The sequence below is a fragment of the Candidatus Eisenbacteria bacterium genome, from assembly GCA_035577985.1.
In the GTDB taxonomy this organism is placed as follows: Bacteria; Desulfobacterota; Binatia; order DP-6; family DP-6; genus DATJZY01.
The window spans coordinates 1-17,565 of the sequence record DATJZY010000034.1 but is presented as its reverse complement, the minus strand read 5'-3'; the positions used below and the strand labels follow the sequence as shown (position 1 = coordinate 17,565).

18 protein-coding genes and 1 tRNA gene are annotated in these 17,565 nt (G+C 69.3%); 14 read left to right on the top strand and 5 right to left on the bottom strand.

The annotated features are described in order from the left end of the window. From VMS22_05490 to VMS22_05445, 10 genes are all read left to right on the top strand, one after another. Positions 1 to 186: hypothetical protein (locus tag VMS22_05490; GenBank protein ID HXJ33476.1), on the top strand; the 186-nt coding region annotated here is incomplete at its 5' end. 9 nt (positions 187 to 195) lie between these two features. Then, positions 196 to 558, top strand: a complete 363-nt coding sequence (locus tag VMS22_05485) for a hypothetical protein (GenBank protein ID HXJ33475.1) — start codon at positions 196 to 198, stop codon at positions 556 to 558. A gap of 73 nt (positions 559 to 631) precedes the next feature. Further along, positions 632 to 704, top strand: a tRNA-Ala gene (locus tag VMS22_05480). 57 nt (positions 705 to 761) lie between these two features. Beyond that, positions 762 to 1,637: a cupin-like domain-containing protein gene (locus VMS22_05475; protein ID HXJ33474.1), complete on the top strand. Its 876-nt coding sequence runs from the start codon at positions 762 to 764 to the stop codon at positions 1,635 to 1,637. A 134-nt stretch (positions 1,638 to 1,771) separates the two neighbouring features. Beyond that, entirely contained in the window at positions 1,772 to 2,566 is a 795-nt protein-coding gene (gene ppk2 / locus VMS22_05470) for a polyphosphate kinase 2 (protein HXJ33473.1), read from the top strand. Positions 2,567 to 2,591: 25 nt separating this feature from the next. Beyond that, positions 2,592 to 3,551: an amino acid ABC transporter substrate-binding protein gene (locus VMS22_05465; protein ID HXJ33472.1), complete on the top strand. Its 960-nt coding sequence runs from the start codon at positions 2,592 to 2,594 to the stop codon at positions 3,549 to 3,551. Between the two features lie 69 nt (positions 3,552 to 3,620). Further along, entirely contained in the window at positions 3,621 to 4,754 is a 1,134-nt protein-coding gene (locus VMS22_05460; GenBank protein ID HXJ33471.1) for an ABC transporter permease, read from the top strand. Then, positions 4,754 to 5,536: an ATP-binding cassette domain-containing protein gene (locus VMS22_05455; GenBank protein HXJ33470.1), complete on the top strand. Its 783-nt coding sequence runs from the start codon at positions 4,754 to 4,756 to the stop codon at positions 5,534 to 5,536. The genes VMS22_05460 and VMS22_05455 overlap by 1 nt, the downstream gene beginning before the upstream one ends. After that, positions 5,533 to 6,468, top strand: coding sequence for an MlaD family protein (locus VMS22_05450; protein HXJ33469.1), 936 nt, complete (start codon positions 5,533 to 5,535; stop codon positions 6,466 to 6,468). Before VMS22_05455 ends, VMS22_05450 begins: the two co-directional genes overlap by 4 nt. A 17-nt stretch (positions 6,469 to 6,485) precedes the next feature. After that, positions 6,486 to 7,070 (top strand): PqiC family protein, encoded by a 585-nt coding sequence (locus VMS22_05445; protein HXJ33468.1) that lies wholly within the window; start codon positions 6,486 to 6,488, stop codon positions 7,068 to 7,070. Positions 7,071 to 7,252: 182 nt separating this feature from the next. Here the strand turns inward: VMS22_05445 and VMS22_05440 are convergent, their stop codons facing one another. From VMS22_05440 to VMS22_05420, 5 genes are all read right to left on the bottom strand, one after another. Next, positions 7,253 to 7,477 carry a hypothetical protein gene (locus tag VMS22_05440; protein HXJ33467.1) on the bottom strand — a complete coding sequence of 75 codons (225 nt, stop codon included), beginning with the start codon at positions 7,475 to 7,477 and terminating at the stop codon, positions 7,253 to 7,255. Between the two features lie 70 nt (positions 7,478 to 7,547). Then, positions 7,548 to 10,733 carry a multidrug efflux RND transporter permease subunit gene (locus tag VMS22_05435; GenBank protein ID HXJ33466.1) on the bottom strand — a complete coding sequence of 1,062 codons (3,186 nt, stop codon included), beginning with the start codon at positions 10,731 to 10,733 and terminating at the stop codon, positions 7,548 to 7,550. Positions 10,734 to 10,735: 2 nt separating this feature from the next. Then, the gene (locus tag VMS22_05430; GenBank protein ID HXJ33465.1) at positions 10,736 to 11,905 is read right to left on the bottom strand and encodes an efflux RND transporter periplasmic adaptor subunit; all 1,170 of its coding nucleotides are present in this window, start codon (positions 11,903 to 11,905) and stop codon (positions 10,736 to 10,738) included. Positions 11,906 to 12,049: 144 nt separating this feature from the next. Beyond that, positions 12,050 to 12,541, bottom strand: coding sequence for a hypothetical protein (locus VMS22_05425; GenBank protein HXJ33464.1), 492 nt, complete (start codon positions 12,539 to 12,541; stop codon positions 12,050 to 12,052). Positions 12,542 to 12,549: 8 nt separating this feature from the next. Continuing rightward, a complete protein-coding gene (locus VMS22_05420) occupies positions 12,550 to 13,479 on the bottom strand; it encodes an HAD family hydrolase (protein HXJ33463.1) in 930 nt (309 codons plus the stop codon). Positions 13,480 to 13,672: 193 nt separating this feature from the next. Here VMS22_05420 and VMS22_05415 point away from each other — a divergent pair, with 193 nt between their 5' ends. From VMS22_05415 to VMS22_05400, 4 genes are all read left to right on the top strand, one after another. Next, entirely contained in the window at positions 13,673 to 14,278 is a 606-nt protein-coding gene (locus VMS22_05415) for a hypothetical protein (protein HXJ33462.1), read from the top strand. Positions 14,279 to 14,456: 178 nt separating this feature from the next. Beyond that, positions 14,457 to 15,953 (top strand): DUF3300 domain-containing protein, encoded by a 1,497-nt coding sequence (locus VMS22_05410; protein HXJ33461.1) that lies wholly within the window; start codon positions 14,457 to 14,459, stop codon positions 15,951 to 15,953. A gap of 13 nt (positions 15,954 to 15,966) precedes the next feature. After that, positions 15,967 to 16,869 carry a DUF2950 domain-containing protein gene (locus VMS22_05405; protein HXJ33460.1) on the top strand — a complete coding sequence of 301 codons (903 nt, stop codon included), beginning with the start codon at positions 15,967 to 15,969 and terminating at the stop codon, positions 16,867 to 16,869. A gap of 19 nt (positions 16,870 to 16,888) precedes the next feature. Next, positions 16,889 to 17,565 (top strand): hypothetical protein (locus VMS22_05400; GenBank protein ID HXJ33459.1); only part of this gene is annotated, 677 nt, incomplete at its 3' end.

Genomic DNA, 17,565 nt, shown 5'->3' with positions numbered 1-17,565 from the left:
GGACCTGAATCACCGCGTGCAACGGACGTGTTGCGCGCCGAGAAGATGGCCGACGAGGCGCGCCGCCGGCTCGAGCTGCCCGTCCCGCCGTCGCGCCACGGGTGGGCGCGCGGCGGCGGGTGGGGGGCGCGCAAGCCGAAGGCGGCCGAGCGCCGCCCGCTTGGGACTCCCTGGCAGGCGCGCTAGTCTTTTCGCATGCCGTCACGCCGATCGATCCTCGTGCTCGCCGCCGCGCTCGCGACGCTGTTCGCGGCACCCCCGTCGTTCGCGGAGCCCGTCGAGAAGGTTCCGGCGAAACGCGTGTGCATGGTGAACAACACGCTCTTCCCGAAGGATCAGATCCCCGTCGCGGTCGACGGCAAGACGTACTTCGGCTGCTGCGAGATGTGCAAAGGCCGTCTCGCGGAGGACCCGTCGCTGCGCACGGCGACCGATCCCGTCTCCGGCAAGCCCGTCGACAAGGCCAAGGCGGTCATCGGCGCCAAGCCGGACGGCAAGGTGCTCTACTTCGAGAGCGACAAGACGTTCACCGCGTATCGCAAGCAGAAGCACTCCTGAGCCGCCGCGGTTGACGCGGTACGGAGCCCTGGCTATGACCGGGCCTCTCGATCGTCATCCTGCCGTCCGGTGTGGGGCCGTAGCTCAGCTGGGAGAGCGCTAGAATCGCACTCTAGAGGTCGGGGGTTCGATGCCCCTCGGCTCCACTTCAACCGGCGCGTCGACGCAGTTCACGGCCGCCTCGTCGCGGCGTCGGCGGACCCATGCTGAGCCTCTCGCCCGTCGAGCGCGTCGGCACGATCTCGCGGCGGTCGTTTCTCGACCGGTACCGGAGTCCGCGCCGGCCGGTCGTGCTCGAGGAGCTCACCCGCTCGTGGCCCGCGCGGACGAGGTGGTCGATCGACTACCTGAAGAGCGTCGCCGAGGAGCGACGGATTCCCGTCTACGACAGCCGCCCGGCTCGCGGCCGCCAGCACCAGCACGCCGCCGCCGCACGCATGCCGCTCGGCGAATTCCTGGAGCGCCTCCGCGCCGGCCAAAGCGATCTGCGGATCTTCTTCCTGCGGGTGATGACCGAGCTGCCCGAGCTGATCCCCGACTTCGCCTACCCGGACGTCGGCGTTCGGTACGCGAAGCCGCTCTCCGTGCTGTTCGTGGGCGGGCGAGGCGCCCGCGTGCAGATGCACTTCGACATCGACCTCGCCCACACCTTCCTCTGCCACTTCGGCGGACGGAAGCGCGTGATCCTCTTCGCCCCGGAACAGACGCCGCATCTCTATCGCGTGCCGTTCTCGTTCAGCACGATATTCGACGTCGCGCCGGAAGCGCCCGACTACGAGAAGTTCCCCGCGCTCGGACAGGCCCGGGGGGAGATCGCGGAGCTCGGACACGGCGACGCGCTCTACATCCCCTCCGGCTATTGGCACTACGTGCTCTACGACGACATCGGCTTCTCGCTCTCGCTCCGCACGTGGCCCGGCACGCCGCGCGACGTGCTCGCGGCGTTCTACAACATCCTGGTGCTCCGCAACGTCGACGGCGTGATGCGCAAGATCGTCGGGCAACGGTGGAACGATCGGAACGAGCGCCTGGCCTTCGAGCGGGCGCACCGCCACGTAACGCTCGACGCCGTCCGTTGACGATCGACCCGACGACCTCACCCTCGATCAACGCCGGGGCTCGCGACACTACCGGGTTGCCGTCCGACCAGCGATCCTGCGAGAACGTCCGCACACCGATCGCGCGAGGAGGCTACGTGGGACGTCACAAGGACATGCGCAAGAAGAACGAAGACGACGGCACGCTCAAGCGCAAGCAGTACGAGCGCAAGCTCCGCAAGCTCCACGTCGAGCTCGTGCGACTCCAGGAGTGGGTGAAGCACAAGGGGCTCAAGATCTGCCTCGTGTTCGAGGGACGCGACGGTGCCGGCAAGGGTGGCGTCATCAAGGCGATCACCGAGCGCGTGAGCCCGCGCGTGTTCCGCGTCGTCGCGCTGCCGGCACCGACCGACCGAGAGAAGTCCCAGATGTACGTGCAGCGCTACCTGCCGCACTTTCCCGCCGCGGGCGAGATCGTGATCTTCGACCGGAGCTGGTACAACCGCGCCGGCGTGGAGCGCGTGATGGGCTTCTGCACCAAGAAGCAGGTCGATGGGTTCCTCAAGGTCGCGCCACTGTTCGAGCGGTTTATGGTGCAATCCGGCATCGTCCTCCTCAAGTACTGGCTCGAGGTGTCGCAGGACGAGCAGACGCGCCGGCTCGAGGATCGCATCGACGACGGCCGCAAGATCTGGAAGCTCTCGCCGATGGACGTCAAGTCGTACACCCGGTGGGACGACTATACGCGCGCACGCGACGACATGTTCCGCGCCACCGACACCAGGTGGGCGCCGTGGTACGTTGCCCACTCGGACGACAAGCGACGCGCGCGCCTCAACGTCATCTCGCACATCCTGAAGCAGGTCCCGTACAAATCGCCGCCGCGGGAGAAGGTGAAGCTGCCGAAGCGGAAGACGGGCAAGGTTCCGAAGCGACCCTACTCGTTCAAAGTCGTGCCCGACGTGTCCTGACCGCTCGTCGGGACGGAGGTCGCGAGTGAAAGCCTGCGCGTTCCGAGGGCCACCCCCCTCGAAGCCGATTCCGAGCTGGTCGCTGCGTCGCGCCGCCGCGGCGGCCGCGCTGGCGCTCCTGCTCTTCGCGACCGCCGATCCGGCAGGAGCGGGCACCGTCGATCGCGTGCGCGATCTGGGCAAGCTGCGCATCGGCTATCGGACCGACGCGCGACCGTTCTCGTACCTCGACGAGTCGGGGCAGATCGCCGGCTACTCCGTGGCCCTCTGCCAGCGGATCGTCGACGGGCTCAAGGCGGACCTCGGTCTCGACCGGATCGCGATCCAGCCGGTGAGGCTCACGAGCGAGGACCGGTTCGACGCGGTGAAGGACGGGCGGCTCGACCTCCTCTGCGGCGCCTCCACGGCCACGCTCGAGCGCAGGAAGAGCGTCGACTTCTCCATCCCGATCTTCCCGAGCGGCATCGGCGCCCTCGTCCGAGAAAATTGCCCCGATCGCCTGAAGGCGGCGCTCGAGGGGCGGGAGCCGCCCTCCCAGCCACTGTGGCGTGCCTGGCTGGGTCAGGGGCTCGAGAAGCGGGTGCTGTCGGCCCAGTCCGGGACGACCGCGGAGACGTGGCTGGCGCAGAACCACGAGGAGCTCAAGCTGAACGCAGAGATCGTCCCGGTGAAGACGTACCAGGAGGGCGTCGCCCGGGTCGTGGCCGGCACCACGGACGCCCTGTTCGGCGACCGCTCGATCCTGCTGAACGCGGCGGCGGGCAGCCAGGCGGCCGGCGACCTCGTGGTCCTCGATCGCCAGTACACCTACGAGCCCATTGCTCTCGCCCTCGCCCGCGACGACGACGACTTCCGCCTCGTCGTCGATCGCACGCTCAGCCGGCTGTACCGCTCGGGCGAGATCAAGGCGATCTATAGGGTCTACTTCGGGGACCCCGATGCGGACACCCTGGCCTTCTTCGGCTTCGTCGCCCTACCGGAGTGAAAGGTGCGATGGCGGGGGGTGTCTTGCCGCCGCAGGGTCACTTGGCGGATGTGAGCTGCTCGGTGGCCGATGGCAGGTGAAGCCCTCCTCGACGCACAGCGCGGACCGGACGGAACCCTCGTCGTCCGCCTGGCGGGACATTGGAACCTGCGGACGGGTCTCCCTTCGACGCGGCCGGTGGAGGACGCGCTCGCGCGCGGACCCAGACCAGCCGCCGTCGTCTTCGACGCGAAGAACCTCGCTGCCTGGGACAGCGCCGCCGTCACGATCGTCGAGCGCATCAGCCGTCTCTGCGCCGGAGTCGGCGTCCAGGTCCGGCGCGACGCGCTGCCCGACGGGCTGAAGCGCATACTGGCTCTCGCCGAAGCGGTCCCCGAGAAGGAGGGCGCGCGCGCCGCGGACACGGCGCCGTCCCTGCTGGTCCGCCTCGGAACGTGGGCCATCGAGGCCTCGGCCGGGGCACGCGTCGCGGTCGCGTTCGTGGGCGAGGCGACGCTGTCCTTCGGGCGCCTCCTGCGCGGGCAGGCAAATTTCCGCTGGCGTGATCTGGCGCTCGTCATCCAGGACTGCGGCGCCGACGCGCTCCCCATCGTCACGCTCATCAACTTCCTGGTCGGGCTCATCATCGCCTTCGTAGGAGCGGTGCAGCTCCAGAAGTTCGGCGCCGGCATCTACGTCGCCGACCTGGTCGCGATCGCGACCGTGCGCGAGCTCGGCTGCATCATGACCGGCATCATCATGGCCGGCCGGACCGGCTCGGGCTTCGCAGCCGAGCTCGGCACCATGAACGTCAATCAGGAGATCGAGGCGCTCTCGACCATGGGCGTGCCACCGATGGACTTCCTCGTCCTGCCACGCATGCTCGCCCTGTCGCTCATGATGCCGCTGCTGTGCTGCTACGCCGATCTGATCGGCATCCTCGGCGGGGCAACCGTGGCGATCAACCTGCTCGGGCAGAGCCCGACGCAGTACTGGGTCGAAACGTTCGGGGCAATCGATCTCGTCGACATCGGTCTCGGCATCGGCAAGAGCTTGATCTTCGGCGTGCTGGTCGCGCTCGCCGGCTGCCTGCGCGGCATGACCTGCGGGCGCGACGCCGCCGCCGTCGGTCAGGCGGCGACCTCGGCGGTCGTGCTCGGCATCGTGTGGATCATCGTCGCCGACGGCATCTTCGCCGTCCTGACCAACATCCTGGGAATCTGATGGCGACGCAGCGCGAACCGCACATCACCGTCACGAACCTCACCATGGCGTTCGGCAGCTTCGTCGTCATGCGCGACCTCGACTTCACGATCCGTCGCGGCGACATCTTCTTCATCATCGGCGGCAGCGGTTGCGGGAAGAGCACGCTCTTCCGCCACATGATCGGCCTCAACGAGCCCGCCCGGGGTACGATCTCGTACGGCTCCACGAACTTCACCGCGGCCTCGCCGGAGGAGCGGGACGTGCTGCGGCGCAGGTTCGGCATCCTGTTCCAGAGCAGCGCGCTCTGGAGCGCCCTGACGCTCACCGAGAACATCGGCCTGCCGCTCGGCGAGTTCACCGATCTCGGACCGGACGAGATCCGCGAGGTCGCGGCGCTGAAGCTGGCGCTCGTCGGCCTGCGCGGCTTCGAAGACCACTTCCCGTCGGAGATCAGCGGCGGCATGCAGAAGCGCGCCGGCCTCGCGCGCGCCATCGCGCTCGATCCCGAGGTGCTCTTCCTGGACGAGCCGTCGGCCGGGCTCGATCCGATCAGCTCGAAGCTGCTGGACGACCTCATCCTGTCGCTGCGCGACAGCCTCGGCGCCACCGTCGTCATGGTGTCGCACGAGCTGCCGAGCATCTTCGGGATCGGCGACGACTGCATCTTCCTCGACACCGAGGTGCGCACCATGACGGCCCACGGAAATCCGCGCGACCTGCGCGACCATCCACCCAACCCGAACGTGCACCGGTTCCTCACGCGCGGGGCAGACGACCAGGACGAGCGAGCGACGCCATGAGCCGCGGACGCAAGGCCAACCCGGCGCTCATCGGCATCTTCGTCCTGGGGGCCGCGATCCTCGCGCTCGCCGCCGTCGCGATCCTCGGATCGGGTCGTTTCTTCGCCCAGCGCCAGGCCTTCGTCTGCTTCTTCCCCGGCTCGGTGGAGGGGCTCAATCCGGGCGCCCCGGTCAAGGTTCGCGGCGTGCAGATCGGGCAGGTGACCGAGATGCTGCTGCGCTACCGCGAGCAGAACCTGGATCAGGCCCTCGTCCGCCTGCCGGTGTTCATCGAGGTCGACGAGAGGCGCCTGCTCCAGCTCGGCGCGACACGCGCCCACGCCATCGGCACCAAGGAGGGTCTGGAGGAGCTCGTCAAGCTCGGGCTGCGCGCGCGGCTCGAGACGCAGAGCCTGGTGACGGGCGTCCTCTACGTGGGGCTCGACTTCTTCCCCGACACCGAGGTCGTACGGGTGCTCCCGGTCGACGGTCCGGACCTCGAGATCCCGACCGTCCCCACCACCCTCGAGAAGGTCTTCGCCAGCTTCGAGAAGGTCATGCGCCGGATCGACGCCATCGACATCGACGCGCTCATGACCTCGGCCCGCAACGCGCTCGACGGCGTGAGCCAGCTCACGCGCTCGCCCGACCTCGAACGCTCGATCGCGGAGCTGCACAAGACGCTCGCATCGATCCGCGGCGTGACGGACTCGCTGCAGCCGCAGGTCCAGCCGACGATGAAGGACCTGCGGGCCGCGCTCGCCCAGGCCAAGATCGCGCTCGAGGGTCTGGACAAGTCGCTCGTCTCCGTGCAGCGCCTGGTCGAACCGAGCGCCCCGTTCGTCGTCGACTTCTCCCGCACGCTCGCCGAGGTCGGGGACGCGGCCAGGAGCATCCGCGTCCTCGCGGACGAGCTCGATCGGAAGCCGAACTCGCTCATCTTCGGACGCTGACCATCGAGGAGCTTTTCATGCGTCGTGCCCGACACTCCATCGTCGTCGTCTCGATCGCGCTGCTCGCCGCCGCGGGCTGCGGGCTCCGCAGCGATCGCTTCTATACGCTCTCGTCGACCGCCGCGGCGCCGCCCGCGCCGCAGGCCCTTCGCGTCGGCTTGGGTCCGGTCGACATCCCCGCCTATCTCGACCAGCCGTTGCTCGCGACGCGCGTCGACGCGAATCGCGTCGACTATGCCGGCTACGACCGCTGGGCCGCGCCGCTCGCGTTGCAAGTCCCACGCGTGCTCGCCGAGGACCTCGGCGCGGCCGGGAGGCTGTCGGTGGTGACGTATCCCTGGTACCCGACCACGCCGCTCGACGTGGTGGTGCGCGTGAACCTCCTCGTCTTCGAGAGCGACCACGACGGCACCGGACACCTGGACGCGGCCTGGTCGCTCGTCGACCCGCGCACGGGCGCGGTGCGGCGCAGCGATCGCACGACGCTCACCGAACCGGCGGCGGGCCGGTCGCGGGAGGCGGCGGTCGCTGCCTTGAGCCGCGCGCTCGCCGAGCTGGCGCGGCGGATCGAGGAGACGCTGCCGGCCGCGCGACCGTCCTGACGCGCGCACCACGTCAGGAGCCTGACCCAAGACTCGTTCTCTTGCGATGACTGCGGCGGCTTGTCGTGCGGACCTGTTCTGCCGCGCCAGCTTGGCTTGCCGCGGCATGCCGGTCGCGCGTGCCACGAAGGCGACACACTCGCGTCCTACCCCGAGCCAAGACGTAGTCTTGGCTCGGCCTCCTAGTGCACGGGCATGCGCGTCATCGATTCGACGAGGCTCGCCCAGAGAACCCTGGCTGGCAGGTAGAGGATCCACAGACCAAAGCCGAGAGCCGCCAGGCCGAACACGAGATGCTGACTCTTGGCGGATGGGGGGAGATCCGCAGTGGAGCGCACGACGAGCCGGAGCCCGAGCAGCGCCAACAAGATCCCGACGAGGGCGGCCGGGACGAAGTTGAGGATCATCCATCCACCACGGTAGCGGACGTTCGAGCATCTGGCCCGCGGCCGCAAGACGCCCGCGTGCTGCTCCCGATCAGGGAGCCGGCGGCGCCGGAGAGCCGACCGGCCCCGCCACACGCCCGGCGCGCGCGCGGCGCCACTCGGTGATGCCGCGCAGCACGACGTAGAACGTCGGCGTGAGGAAGAGTCCCATCACCGTCACGCCGAGCATGCCGGCGAAGACACAGGTGCCGAGCGCCTGGCGCATCTCGGCGCCGGGGCCCGTCGCGCGGGCGAGGGGCAGCACGCCCAGGATGAACGCGAACGAGGTCATGAGGATCGGCCGGAGCCGGAGCCGGCAGGCTTCGATCGCCGCATCGAACCGGTTGCGACCCTCTTCCTCCTGCTGCTTCGCGAACTCGACGATGAGGACGGCGTTCTTCGCCGCGAGACCGATCAGCACGACGAAGCCGATCTGCGTGATGAGGTTGTTGTCCATGCCCCGCAGCCACACCCCGAGCAGCGCGAACGGCAGGCACACCGGCGCGATGAGGATGATCGCCAGCGGCAGCGACCAGCTCTCGTACTCCGCCGAGTGGACGAGGAAGACGAAGAGCACGCAAAGCGGGAAGACGAACAGCGCCGTGTTGCCGGCGAGGCGGGCCTGATAGGCGAGGTCGGTCCACTCGATGCCGAAGCCGTCCGGGAGCTTCTGCGCGGCCAGCCGCTCCATCGTGTCGAGCGCCGTCCCTTCGCTCTCGCCCGGCGCCGCGTCGCCCTGCACCTCGGCGGCCGGGAACATGTCGTAGCGCACCACGCGGTCCGGACCGCTCCGCCACTTGACGTCGAGCACCGAGCCGAGCGGCACCATCTGCCCGGCGGCGTTCCGCGTCTTCAGGCGTGCGATGTCGTCGTCCTCGGTGCGGAAGCCGCCCTCGGCCTGCGCCCGGACCTGGAACGTGCGGCCGAAGACGTTGAAGTCGTTCACGTAGGTGGAGCCGAGGTAGGTCTGCAGCGTGTCGAAGACCGAGGCCAGCGACACGCCCAGCTTCTCGGCCTTCACGCGGTCGATGTCGGCGTAGAGCTGCGGCGTCGACGCGCGAAAGGTCGTGAAGACGCTCGTGAGGGTCGGATCGGCGCGCGCCGCCGCCACCAGCTCGTCGGTGCTCTCCTGGAGCGCGCGGGCGCCGCGTCCCGTGTGGTCCTGCACCAGGAGCTTGAAGCCGCCGGCCGTCCCGAGCCCCTGCACCGGCGGCGGCGCGATGACGAAAAGCTGGGCCTCCTCGATCGCCATCAGCCGCTGCTGCAGCGAGCTGCGAATCTCCTCGGCCGTGGGGCCGTGCACGCGCTCCTCGAACGGCACGGGACCCACGAAGATCGCGCCCGCGTTCGAGCTGTTGGCGCGCGTCGCTCCGGAGAAGCCGGCGAAGGCGACGGCGAAGCGCACGCCCGGCGTCGTGAGGATGATCTCGGACGCACGCCGCACGACCGCGTCGGTGCGCGAAAGCGAGGCGCCGTCCGGGAGCTGGATCGCGACGATCAGATAGCCCTTGTCCTGCGCCGGGATGAACCCGGTCGGAATCGTCCTGAAGCCCACGCCGGCGAGGCCGACGAGCACCGCGTACAGGGCGAGCCCGAGAACGCTTCGCCGCAGCAGCCAGCAGATGGCGTCCCCGTAGACCGTTCCGAGCCGCGCGAAACCCCGATTGAAGGCCGCGAAGAAGCGGCCGAACACCCGCTGCCACAGCCGTTCGAACCAGTCCGTCTCGCCGCCGTGCGGGCGCAGCAGGAGCGCGCAGAGCGCCGGCGAGAGGGTCAGCGAGTTGAAGGCCGAGAGGAGCGTCGCGGCCGCGATCGTGAGCGCGAACTGCCGGTAGAACTGCCCGGCGATGCCGCCGAGAAACGCCGTCGGCACGAATACCGCGGTGAGACCGAAGGCGATGGCGATCACGGCGCCGGTCACCTCGTCCATGGCGCGCATGGCCGCCTCGCGCGGGGCCAGGCCGGCGGCGATGTGCCGCTCCACGTTCTCGACGACGACGATCGCGTCGTCGACGACGATGCCGATCGCGAGCACGAGCCCGAACAGCGACAGCATGTTGAGCGAGAAGCCGAACACCGCCATGGCGGCGAACGTGCCGATGAGCGAGACCGGGATGGCGACGAGCGGGATCAGGCTCGCGCGCCAGGTCTGCAGGAAGACGAGGACGACCAGGACGACGAGCCCGACGGCTTCGTAGAGCGTGTGGATCACGGCTTCGATCGACTGGCGGACGAAGATCGTCGGGTTGTAGACGATGCGGTACTCGATCCCCTCCGGGAAGCTGCGGGCGAGCTGCGCCATCGTGCGCTCGACCGCATCCGACGTCGCGAGCGCATTCGAGCCCGGGCGCTGCGCGATCGCCATGGCCACCGCGGGCCGGTTGTCGAGGTAGCTGTTCACGGAGTAGTCGCGCGCGCCGAGCTCGATGCGAGCCACGTCGCGCACGCGCGTGATGCGACCGTCGTCGCCGCGCTTCACCACCACCTGCTCGAATTGCTCGGGGGTGAGCAGCCGGCCGAGCGTGGTGATCGGGACCTGGAGCGCCACGGCATTCGGGAGCGGCGCCTGGCCGACCGCGCCCGAGGCGACCTGCACGTTCTGCTCGCGCAGCGCACCGACGACGTCGCCGGCGGTGATGCTCCGGCTCGCCATCCGCTCCGGATCGAGCCAGATGCGCATGCTGTACTCGCGCAGGCCGAACATGTTGACGTCGCCGACGCCGTCGATGCGGGCCAGTACGTCGCGCACCTGGGTGAGCCCGTAGTTGCCGATGTAGAGCTGATCATACCGTCCCTCGGGCGCGATCAGGTGCACGACCATGAGCAGGTCGGGCGACGTCTTCACGGTGGTGACGCCGATCCGCCGTACATCCTCGGGCAGCCGCGGCTCCGCGATCGAGACGCGGTTCTGGACGAGCACCTGCGCCTTGTCGAGATCCGTCCCGAGGCGGAACGTGATCGTGAGGGTCATCGCACCGTCGGTCGTGCTCTGCGACGACATGTAGAGCATGTCCTCGACGCCGTTCACCTCCTGCTCGATCGGGGTCGCGACGGTGGCGGCGATCACCTCGGGCGGCGCGCCCGGGTAGGACGCGCGCACGACGATGGTCGGCGGTACGACCTCGGGATACTGCGCGGCCGGCAGGGAGACGTACGCGATCCCGCCCACGATCACGGTCACGATCGAGAGGACGGCGGCGAAGATCGGCCGGTCGATGAAGAAGTGCGAAAACCGCATGCTCAGCCGCCGCCGCCCGTGGCGGGCGCGGCGGTGGGAGGCGTCGCGAGGGCACGCTCCTCTGGCGCCAGCTCGAGGCCGAGGCGCACGCGCTGGAGCCCGGCGACGACGACGCGATCGTCAGGGCCGACACCCTCGCGGATGATGCGCAGGCCGTCGTGCGGGGGGCCCAGCGTGACGCGGCGGTACTGCGCGCGGTTCTGCGCGTCGACCACCCACACGAACTTCTGATCGAGGTCGGTCGCGATCGCATCGTCGGGGAGCAGCACCACCTGGTGATTTCCACTGCCCGGGAGGCGCAGGCGCACGAACAGCCCCGGGCTCAACAGGAGGTCGGGGTTCGGAAGCACGGCGCGGCCGATGATGGTGCCGGTGCCGAGGTCGAGCTGGTTGTCGACGAAGTCCATCCAGCCCTTGTGCGGGAAGCCGTTCTCGTCGGCGAGCGCGACCTCGACCGGATTGTTGTACTCGCGGGAGCTCGGCCGCTCGCCGCTCTGGGCCAGACGCACGTACTTCAAGTAGGCGCGCTCGTCCGCGTCGAAGTAGACGTGGATGGGATCGAGCGAGACGACGGTGGTGAGGAGCGTCGCATCCTGGGGTCCGCTCGTGACGAGGTTCCCCTCGTCGACGAGGTGCCGTCCCGCCCGTCCGGCGATCGGCGACACGACGCGCGTGAATTCGACGTTCAGCGCGGCCACGTCGACGGCGGCCTTCGCCGACGCCAGCGAGGCCTCGGCCTGGTGGAGCGCCGACCCCCGTCGCTCGGCTTCCTCGGCCGAGATCGCGCGCGGCGCGAGCAGCCGCTCCGCGCGCGCCGAGTCGCTCCTCGCCTGTGCGAGCCGCGACTCCGCCACCCCGACGTCGGCCTGCGTCTCCCGGAGCACGGCCTCGTACGGCCGTGGGTCGATCACGAAGAGCAGGTCGCCCTCCTTCACCATCGCGCCGTCGGCGAAGTTGATCGACTGCAGGTAGCCGCTGACGCGGGGACGGATCTCCACCGACTCGAGCGCGCGAAGCCGCCCCGTGTATTCATCCCACTCGACGATCTCGTGCACGATCGGTCGGGCGACGGTCACCTTGGGCGGCGGCGGTGCGGCGGCCTCGCGCGAGCGTCCGCAGGCGACGGCGAGCAGCACGAGCGCGACGGCTCCCCGGCGAAGAAGGTACGTCACGAGCCAAAGGGTAGCCCAGGCTCGCAGGTGTGTCTCGTAGGAATCGGGCGTGCGCTCGTCCTGCCATTCGGGATCGCGCTTGTGTGAGCTCCCGCGGCGAGGCAGACGGGCGCGTTGGCCGCGCGAGCGCGACCCGAAGCCGGATCAGCGCTCGCGCGCCATGATCGCGCGCTCCTCGGCGTTCATCTTCTCGCGGATCCGGGAGCCCTTGCCGACGTGACGGTACGCGCCCCCCTCCGAGAAGTACTCCTCGTAGGGCTCGGCCGGAACGTACTCGGCAGGCTTGCGATCGCCGATCTTCACGCCGAGCACCTGCTCGACCAGGTCGACGTCGTACATGCGGACGGCGTCGTAGTCGGTGAGGAGCGTGCACACCTCGACGCAGATGTAGCAGCCGATGCACTCCTGGAAGCGGTCCTGGACCGGCTGCACGCCGCGGCCCGGCATGGTCCCCGGTCGCAGGTACTCGATGCACTGCACCGGACAGAACTCCGGGCATTTGCCGCACGGAAAGCAGAGGTTCACGTCCATGAACGCGACCTCGCGCGGCCGCTTCACCTTTTCCGTGAACTCGTCGGGGATGTCGGCGACGCGATCTTCCTTCAGGCGCCGCCGGATGACGTCGATCGCGGCCATGTGCCTCCCTACTCGAACGCGAACACGCGCTTCCACTCGGTCTTCATGTCGACGACCGTCCAGCCCTTCTCCTGCGCCTCGACGAGCGCCTTGTCGAGCTGGCCGACTGCCGAAGGATGGTCGTAGGCCCATTCGCGTGCGGCGTCGGTGTGATGGACGATGCCGAGGAAGCGCGCGCCCGATCCCGCGGCCGTCCACTCGAGCATCTGCCGGTCGCCGTCGGAGTTGCCGAAAGCGAAGATGGGATGCCGGCCGATGGACCGGTCGATGCCGACCGGCTTTCCCGGTCCGTCGTCGACGTGGTCGATCTTCGGCAGGCGGATCAGCTCCGGCACGCCGCCGGGGCCGAGCCGGAACTCGGTGGCGATCGTCGAGCCGACGACCTGCTCGGGCGGGATGCCGTAGACGCGTTCGGTCCAGACGCGCATGAAGTCGACGCCGCCGCCCGAGACGATGAAGGTCTTGAACCCATTCTCGCGCAGGTAGGCGAGCAGCTCGAGCATGGGTTGGTAGACGAGCTCGGTGTAGGGCCGCTTGAAGCGCGGATGGCGGGCCGTCGCGATCCAGTCCGCGACCATCGCCGCGAACTCCTGCTGCGTCATGCCGGCGTGGGTCGCCATCATGATCTCGGCGAGCCCCTTCGCGCCGGACGCGGCAACGGCCTTCTCGTCGCCCGCGAGCGCGGCCTGGAACGGCTGCGTCGTCGCCCACTCGGGATGCTGCGGCGCCAGCGCCTTCAGGCGGTCGAGCGCGAAGACGAATTGCACGTACAGGGGCTGCTCGCACCAGAGCGTCCCGTCGTTGTCGAAGACCGCGATGCGTTCCGGCGGTGCGACGCCGTCCTTCCCGCCCGCTTCGGTCACGCTCTTCACGAACGCCAGGAGGCGGGATTTCGCGGGTCCGTCGTTCCATGACGGGAGCGGCTCGCCCCACGTCATGCTCCAACCGACCAGGAGTTCGACGGCCACGACCACCGGGAGGAGGTGCCTCCGACGCATGGCGCGCGCGTTAGCCGCGTTCACGTCCCATCGTCAAGTGACACGGGTGCTCCGAAACCGCCGCGCGGGCGGCCCTTGCGCAGGGCGATCGAGACCGACTATGAAGCCCCTTTCCCGCCACAAGGAGGATCCGATGACCACTGCAAGGAAGCTGATCACGAGCGCCGCCGTTCTCTTGGCGATGGCCGGCTGCTCGACGAGCAAGGGCCCCGAGCCGCTCCCCGCCACCGCGACGACGTCGATGCAGAAGGGCGACGACTCGGTCACCCGTGCCGAGACGGTCACCGTGCAGGCGAAGGTCGTCGCGATCAACCAGAAGACGCGCATGGTGACGCTGCGCGGACCCGAGGGGAACGAGATCGAGTTCAAGGTCGACGACGCGGTCAAGAACCTGCCGCAGGTGAAGAAGGGCGACATCGTGACCGCGGTCTACAAGCGCGCACTCGCCTTCAAGCTCTACAAGCCGGGCAAGGCGAAGCCGGGCATCGAGACGGCCGAGGGGGTGGAGACCGCGCAGCCGGGATCGATGCCGGCGGCCGCGGGCGCCCAGGCGATCGAGATCACGGCCACCGTGACCAAGGTCGATCGCGCGAAGGGCGAGGTGACGTTGAAGGGCCCGAAGGGCAAGAGCGTCACCCTGAAGGCGCAGGATCCCTCGAACCTCGACAAGGTGAAGAAGGGCGACCTCATCAAGGTCACGTACACCGAGGCGGTTGCGATCTCCGTCGACAAGAACTAGCGCACGCTGGCGCTCGCGACCCGGGCGCCGACATTCGGGACGATGTTTCTGCGGCGTGCCGGCACCCGCGACGCGGGCGCGCGGGTGTCCGGCTCCTCGCCGCGGCACCTTGGCTTCGCACGAAGACGGCACTATCCTGCACACGCATCGAAATCGTCGTCAGAGCAAGGGAGACCCCATGAATCAGCGACGCACGATTGCCCGGCTCCTCGGTCTGCTCCTCCTGCTCGGCGCTCCGGTTCTGGCCGCGACCGAGACCGAGGCCCCGCCACCCGATTCGGCGCAGGCGGCTCCGAAGTTCACCACCGACCAGCTGGAGCAGATGGTGGCGCCGATCGCGCTCTATTCCGACGCGCTCCTGATGCAGGTGATGATCGCCTCGACGTACCCGCTCGAGATCGTCGAAGCGGACCGCTGGCGCCGCAAGAACGCGAGCCTGAAGGGGGACGCGCTCGACAAGGCGCTCGAGGAGCAGGACTGGGATCCCAGCATCAAGGGTCTCACGAGCTTTCCCGATCTCCTGAAGCGGATGTCGGACAACCTCGACTGGACGAAGGACCTGGGTGACGCGTTCCTCGAGCAGAAGGACGAGGTCATGAACGCCATCCAGACCATGCGCGCCAAGGCGGTGGCGGCCGGCAGCCTCGAGTCGAACAAGGAGCAGACGGTCACGAAGGAGGTCGTCAACAACAAGGAGACGATCATCATCCAGCCCGCGCAGCCCGACACGGTCTATGTCCCGCAGTACGCGCCGAGCCAAGTCTACGGCCCAACGTACGCTCCCCCGGCACCGTACTACCCGAGCATGTACGGCTACTACCCGCCGGGCTACGTCGCCGGTGCGAGCCTGCTTTCGTTCGGCGTCGGCGTCGGTGTGGGCGCGCTCATCTCGAACGGCTGCAACTGGGGTAGCAACGACGTCTACGTGCACAACTACAACAACGGCGGCGGGGGCGGGAAGAACAACAGCAACAACAACATCAACATCGACAACAGCAAGAACTTCAACGGGGGAAACCGTCAGAACAACCGCAAGTGGGAGCACAATCCGGAGCACCGCCGCAACGTCGGCTACCGCGATCAGCGCACCCAGCAGAAGTTCCAGGGGCGGGATCCTTCCGCAGCACGCGATCGCCAGATCCGCGACCAGGCGCGCGGCTACGATCGCGGGAACCAGGGCCCCGGCGGCCAGGGGAACCGACCCGGTCAAGGCGCAGGCAATCGGCCGGGCGGCGGCGGCGCCGGCACGGGCGGGAACCGTCCCGGCGGAGGCAATCGACCGGGCGGCGGCGGCCGACCGGGCGGTGGCACCGAGGTCGGCGGCGGAAACCGACCGGGCGGTGGCGGCGGCCGACCGGGTGGTGGCACCGAGGTCGGCGGCGGGAACAGGCCGGGCGGCGGCGGGGGCGGTCGTCCGCAGACGCGTCCCGCAGGCAACGACGCCTTCGGCGGCTACGGCAACGGACGCACGGCGCAACGCGACAGCCAGCGCGGCGCGGCGAGCCGCGGCGGTCAGAGCTGGGCGGGAGGAGGCGGCGGCGGCGGTGGCGGTGGACGCGGCGGCGGTGGCGGTGGACGCGGCGGCGGCGGCTTCGGCGGTGGCGGTGGCGGCGGCGGTGGTCGCGGCGGTGGGGGCGGACGTGGCGGCGGCGGCGGCGGCGGACGGCGGCGCTAAGGAGGACGGGACGATGCGATCACACTTCGTTTGCTCGCTCGCGGTTGCCCTTGCTTTCGCGGTTCTCGCGGGGGCTGCCGACACCACCCAGAAGACCTTCGCGACGCCCGCCGATGCGCTGCGAGCGCTCACGGACGCGACACGCCGCAACGATCAGGCGGCGCTGCTCGCGGTCCTGGGACCGGGGTCCGAAGACATCATCTCGTCCGGCGATCCGGTCGAGGATCGCGCGGCCGCCGAGCGCTTCTCGACCGCCGCCCGAGCGCGCACGCGGCTCGAAACGCTGCCCTCGGGCGCGGTGATCGCACACGTCGGCAAAGACGACTGGCCGCTGCCCATCCCGATCGTGAAGGACGGCGACAAGTGGCGCTTCGACGCCGCGGCGGGGCGCGAGGAGCTGCTCAATCGGCGCATCGGCCGCAACGAGCTGAGCGCCATCAACGTCTGCCGCGTCTACGTCGACGCCCAGCACCAGCACGCTGCGCGCGAACGCGTGTACGCCCAGAAGATCGGCAGCGATCCCGGCAAGCACGACGGCCTGTACTGGGAGGATCCGACCGGCAAGAACCCGAGCCCACTCGGGCCGCTCATCGCCGACGCCACGGCCGAAGGCTATGCGAAGCCGGGGGCCAGCGCGGAGCCGCAGCCGTACCACGGCTACTTCTACCGCATCCTCACCGAGCAGGGCCCGAACGCGCCCGGCGGCGCCCGCAAGTACATCCAGGACGGCGAGATGAGCCGGGGCTTCGCGCTGATCGCGTACCCCGCCAACTACGGCACGAGCGGCGTCATGACGTTCATCGTGGGACCGCAGGGCATCGTCTACCAGAAGAACCTGGGCGACAAGACCGCGGATCTCGCGAAGGCCGTCACGGCGTGGGACCCCGACGAGTCCTGGACGCCGGTCACCGACTGAAGCCCGTTCAGCTCTTCACGTGGTCCGCGCCGGTTCGTTGCTCGTCTGCGCACTCGTCGCCGCGTGCACGCCGCCGATCCAGGTGCGCCGCGTCGGCATGCGGGCCGCGCTCATGCAGGCGCAGAGCAACGTCCTCACCTCGGGCACGCTCAGCCGCCGGAGCCGGAACCTCCTCTACGATCGCGACCTCGTCGGCCGCTACGAGAACGACCCGGTCGGCGCGCTCGCCGTGCTTCACGAGGATCTCCTCGCCGGGCGCATCCACCGGGACAACACCGTGCTCGTCGGCGAGATCGCCTTCGACTACGCCACGCACGGGGGAGGCCGCCCCTACTATCTCGCGTCGGCGCTCTACGCGTGGCAGTTCCTGTTCCCGCCCGATCCGAAGCAGCGGCCCGATCGCTTCACTCCGCGCACGCGGATGGCCTGCGATCTGTACAACCGCGGCATCACCCAGGGCCTCATGCGCGGGCAAGACGTCGTCCTCGAGGACGGCGCGTATCCCCTGCCCTTCGGCACGCTGGACGTGACCGTCGACCAGGGGACGCTCGAGTGGAGTGGCCACCGGCTCTACGACTTCTATCCGGTGGCCGAGCTCGAGGTGAAGGGATTCGACACCTACTATCGCTGGCCGGGGATCGGCGCGCCGCTCGCCGCCCACGTCGTTGCGGACGAGCGCGACGCCGACATCCTCGC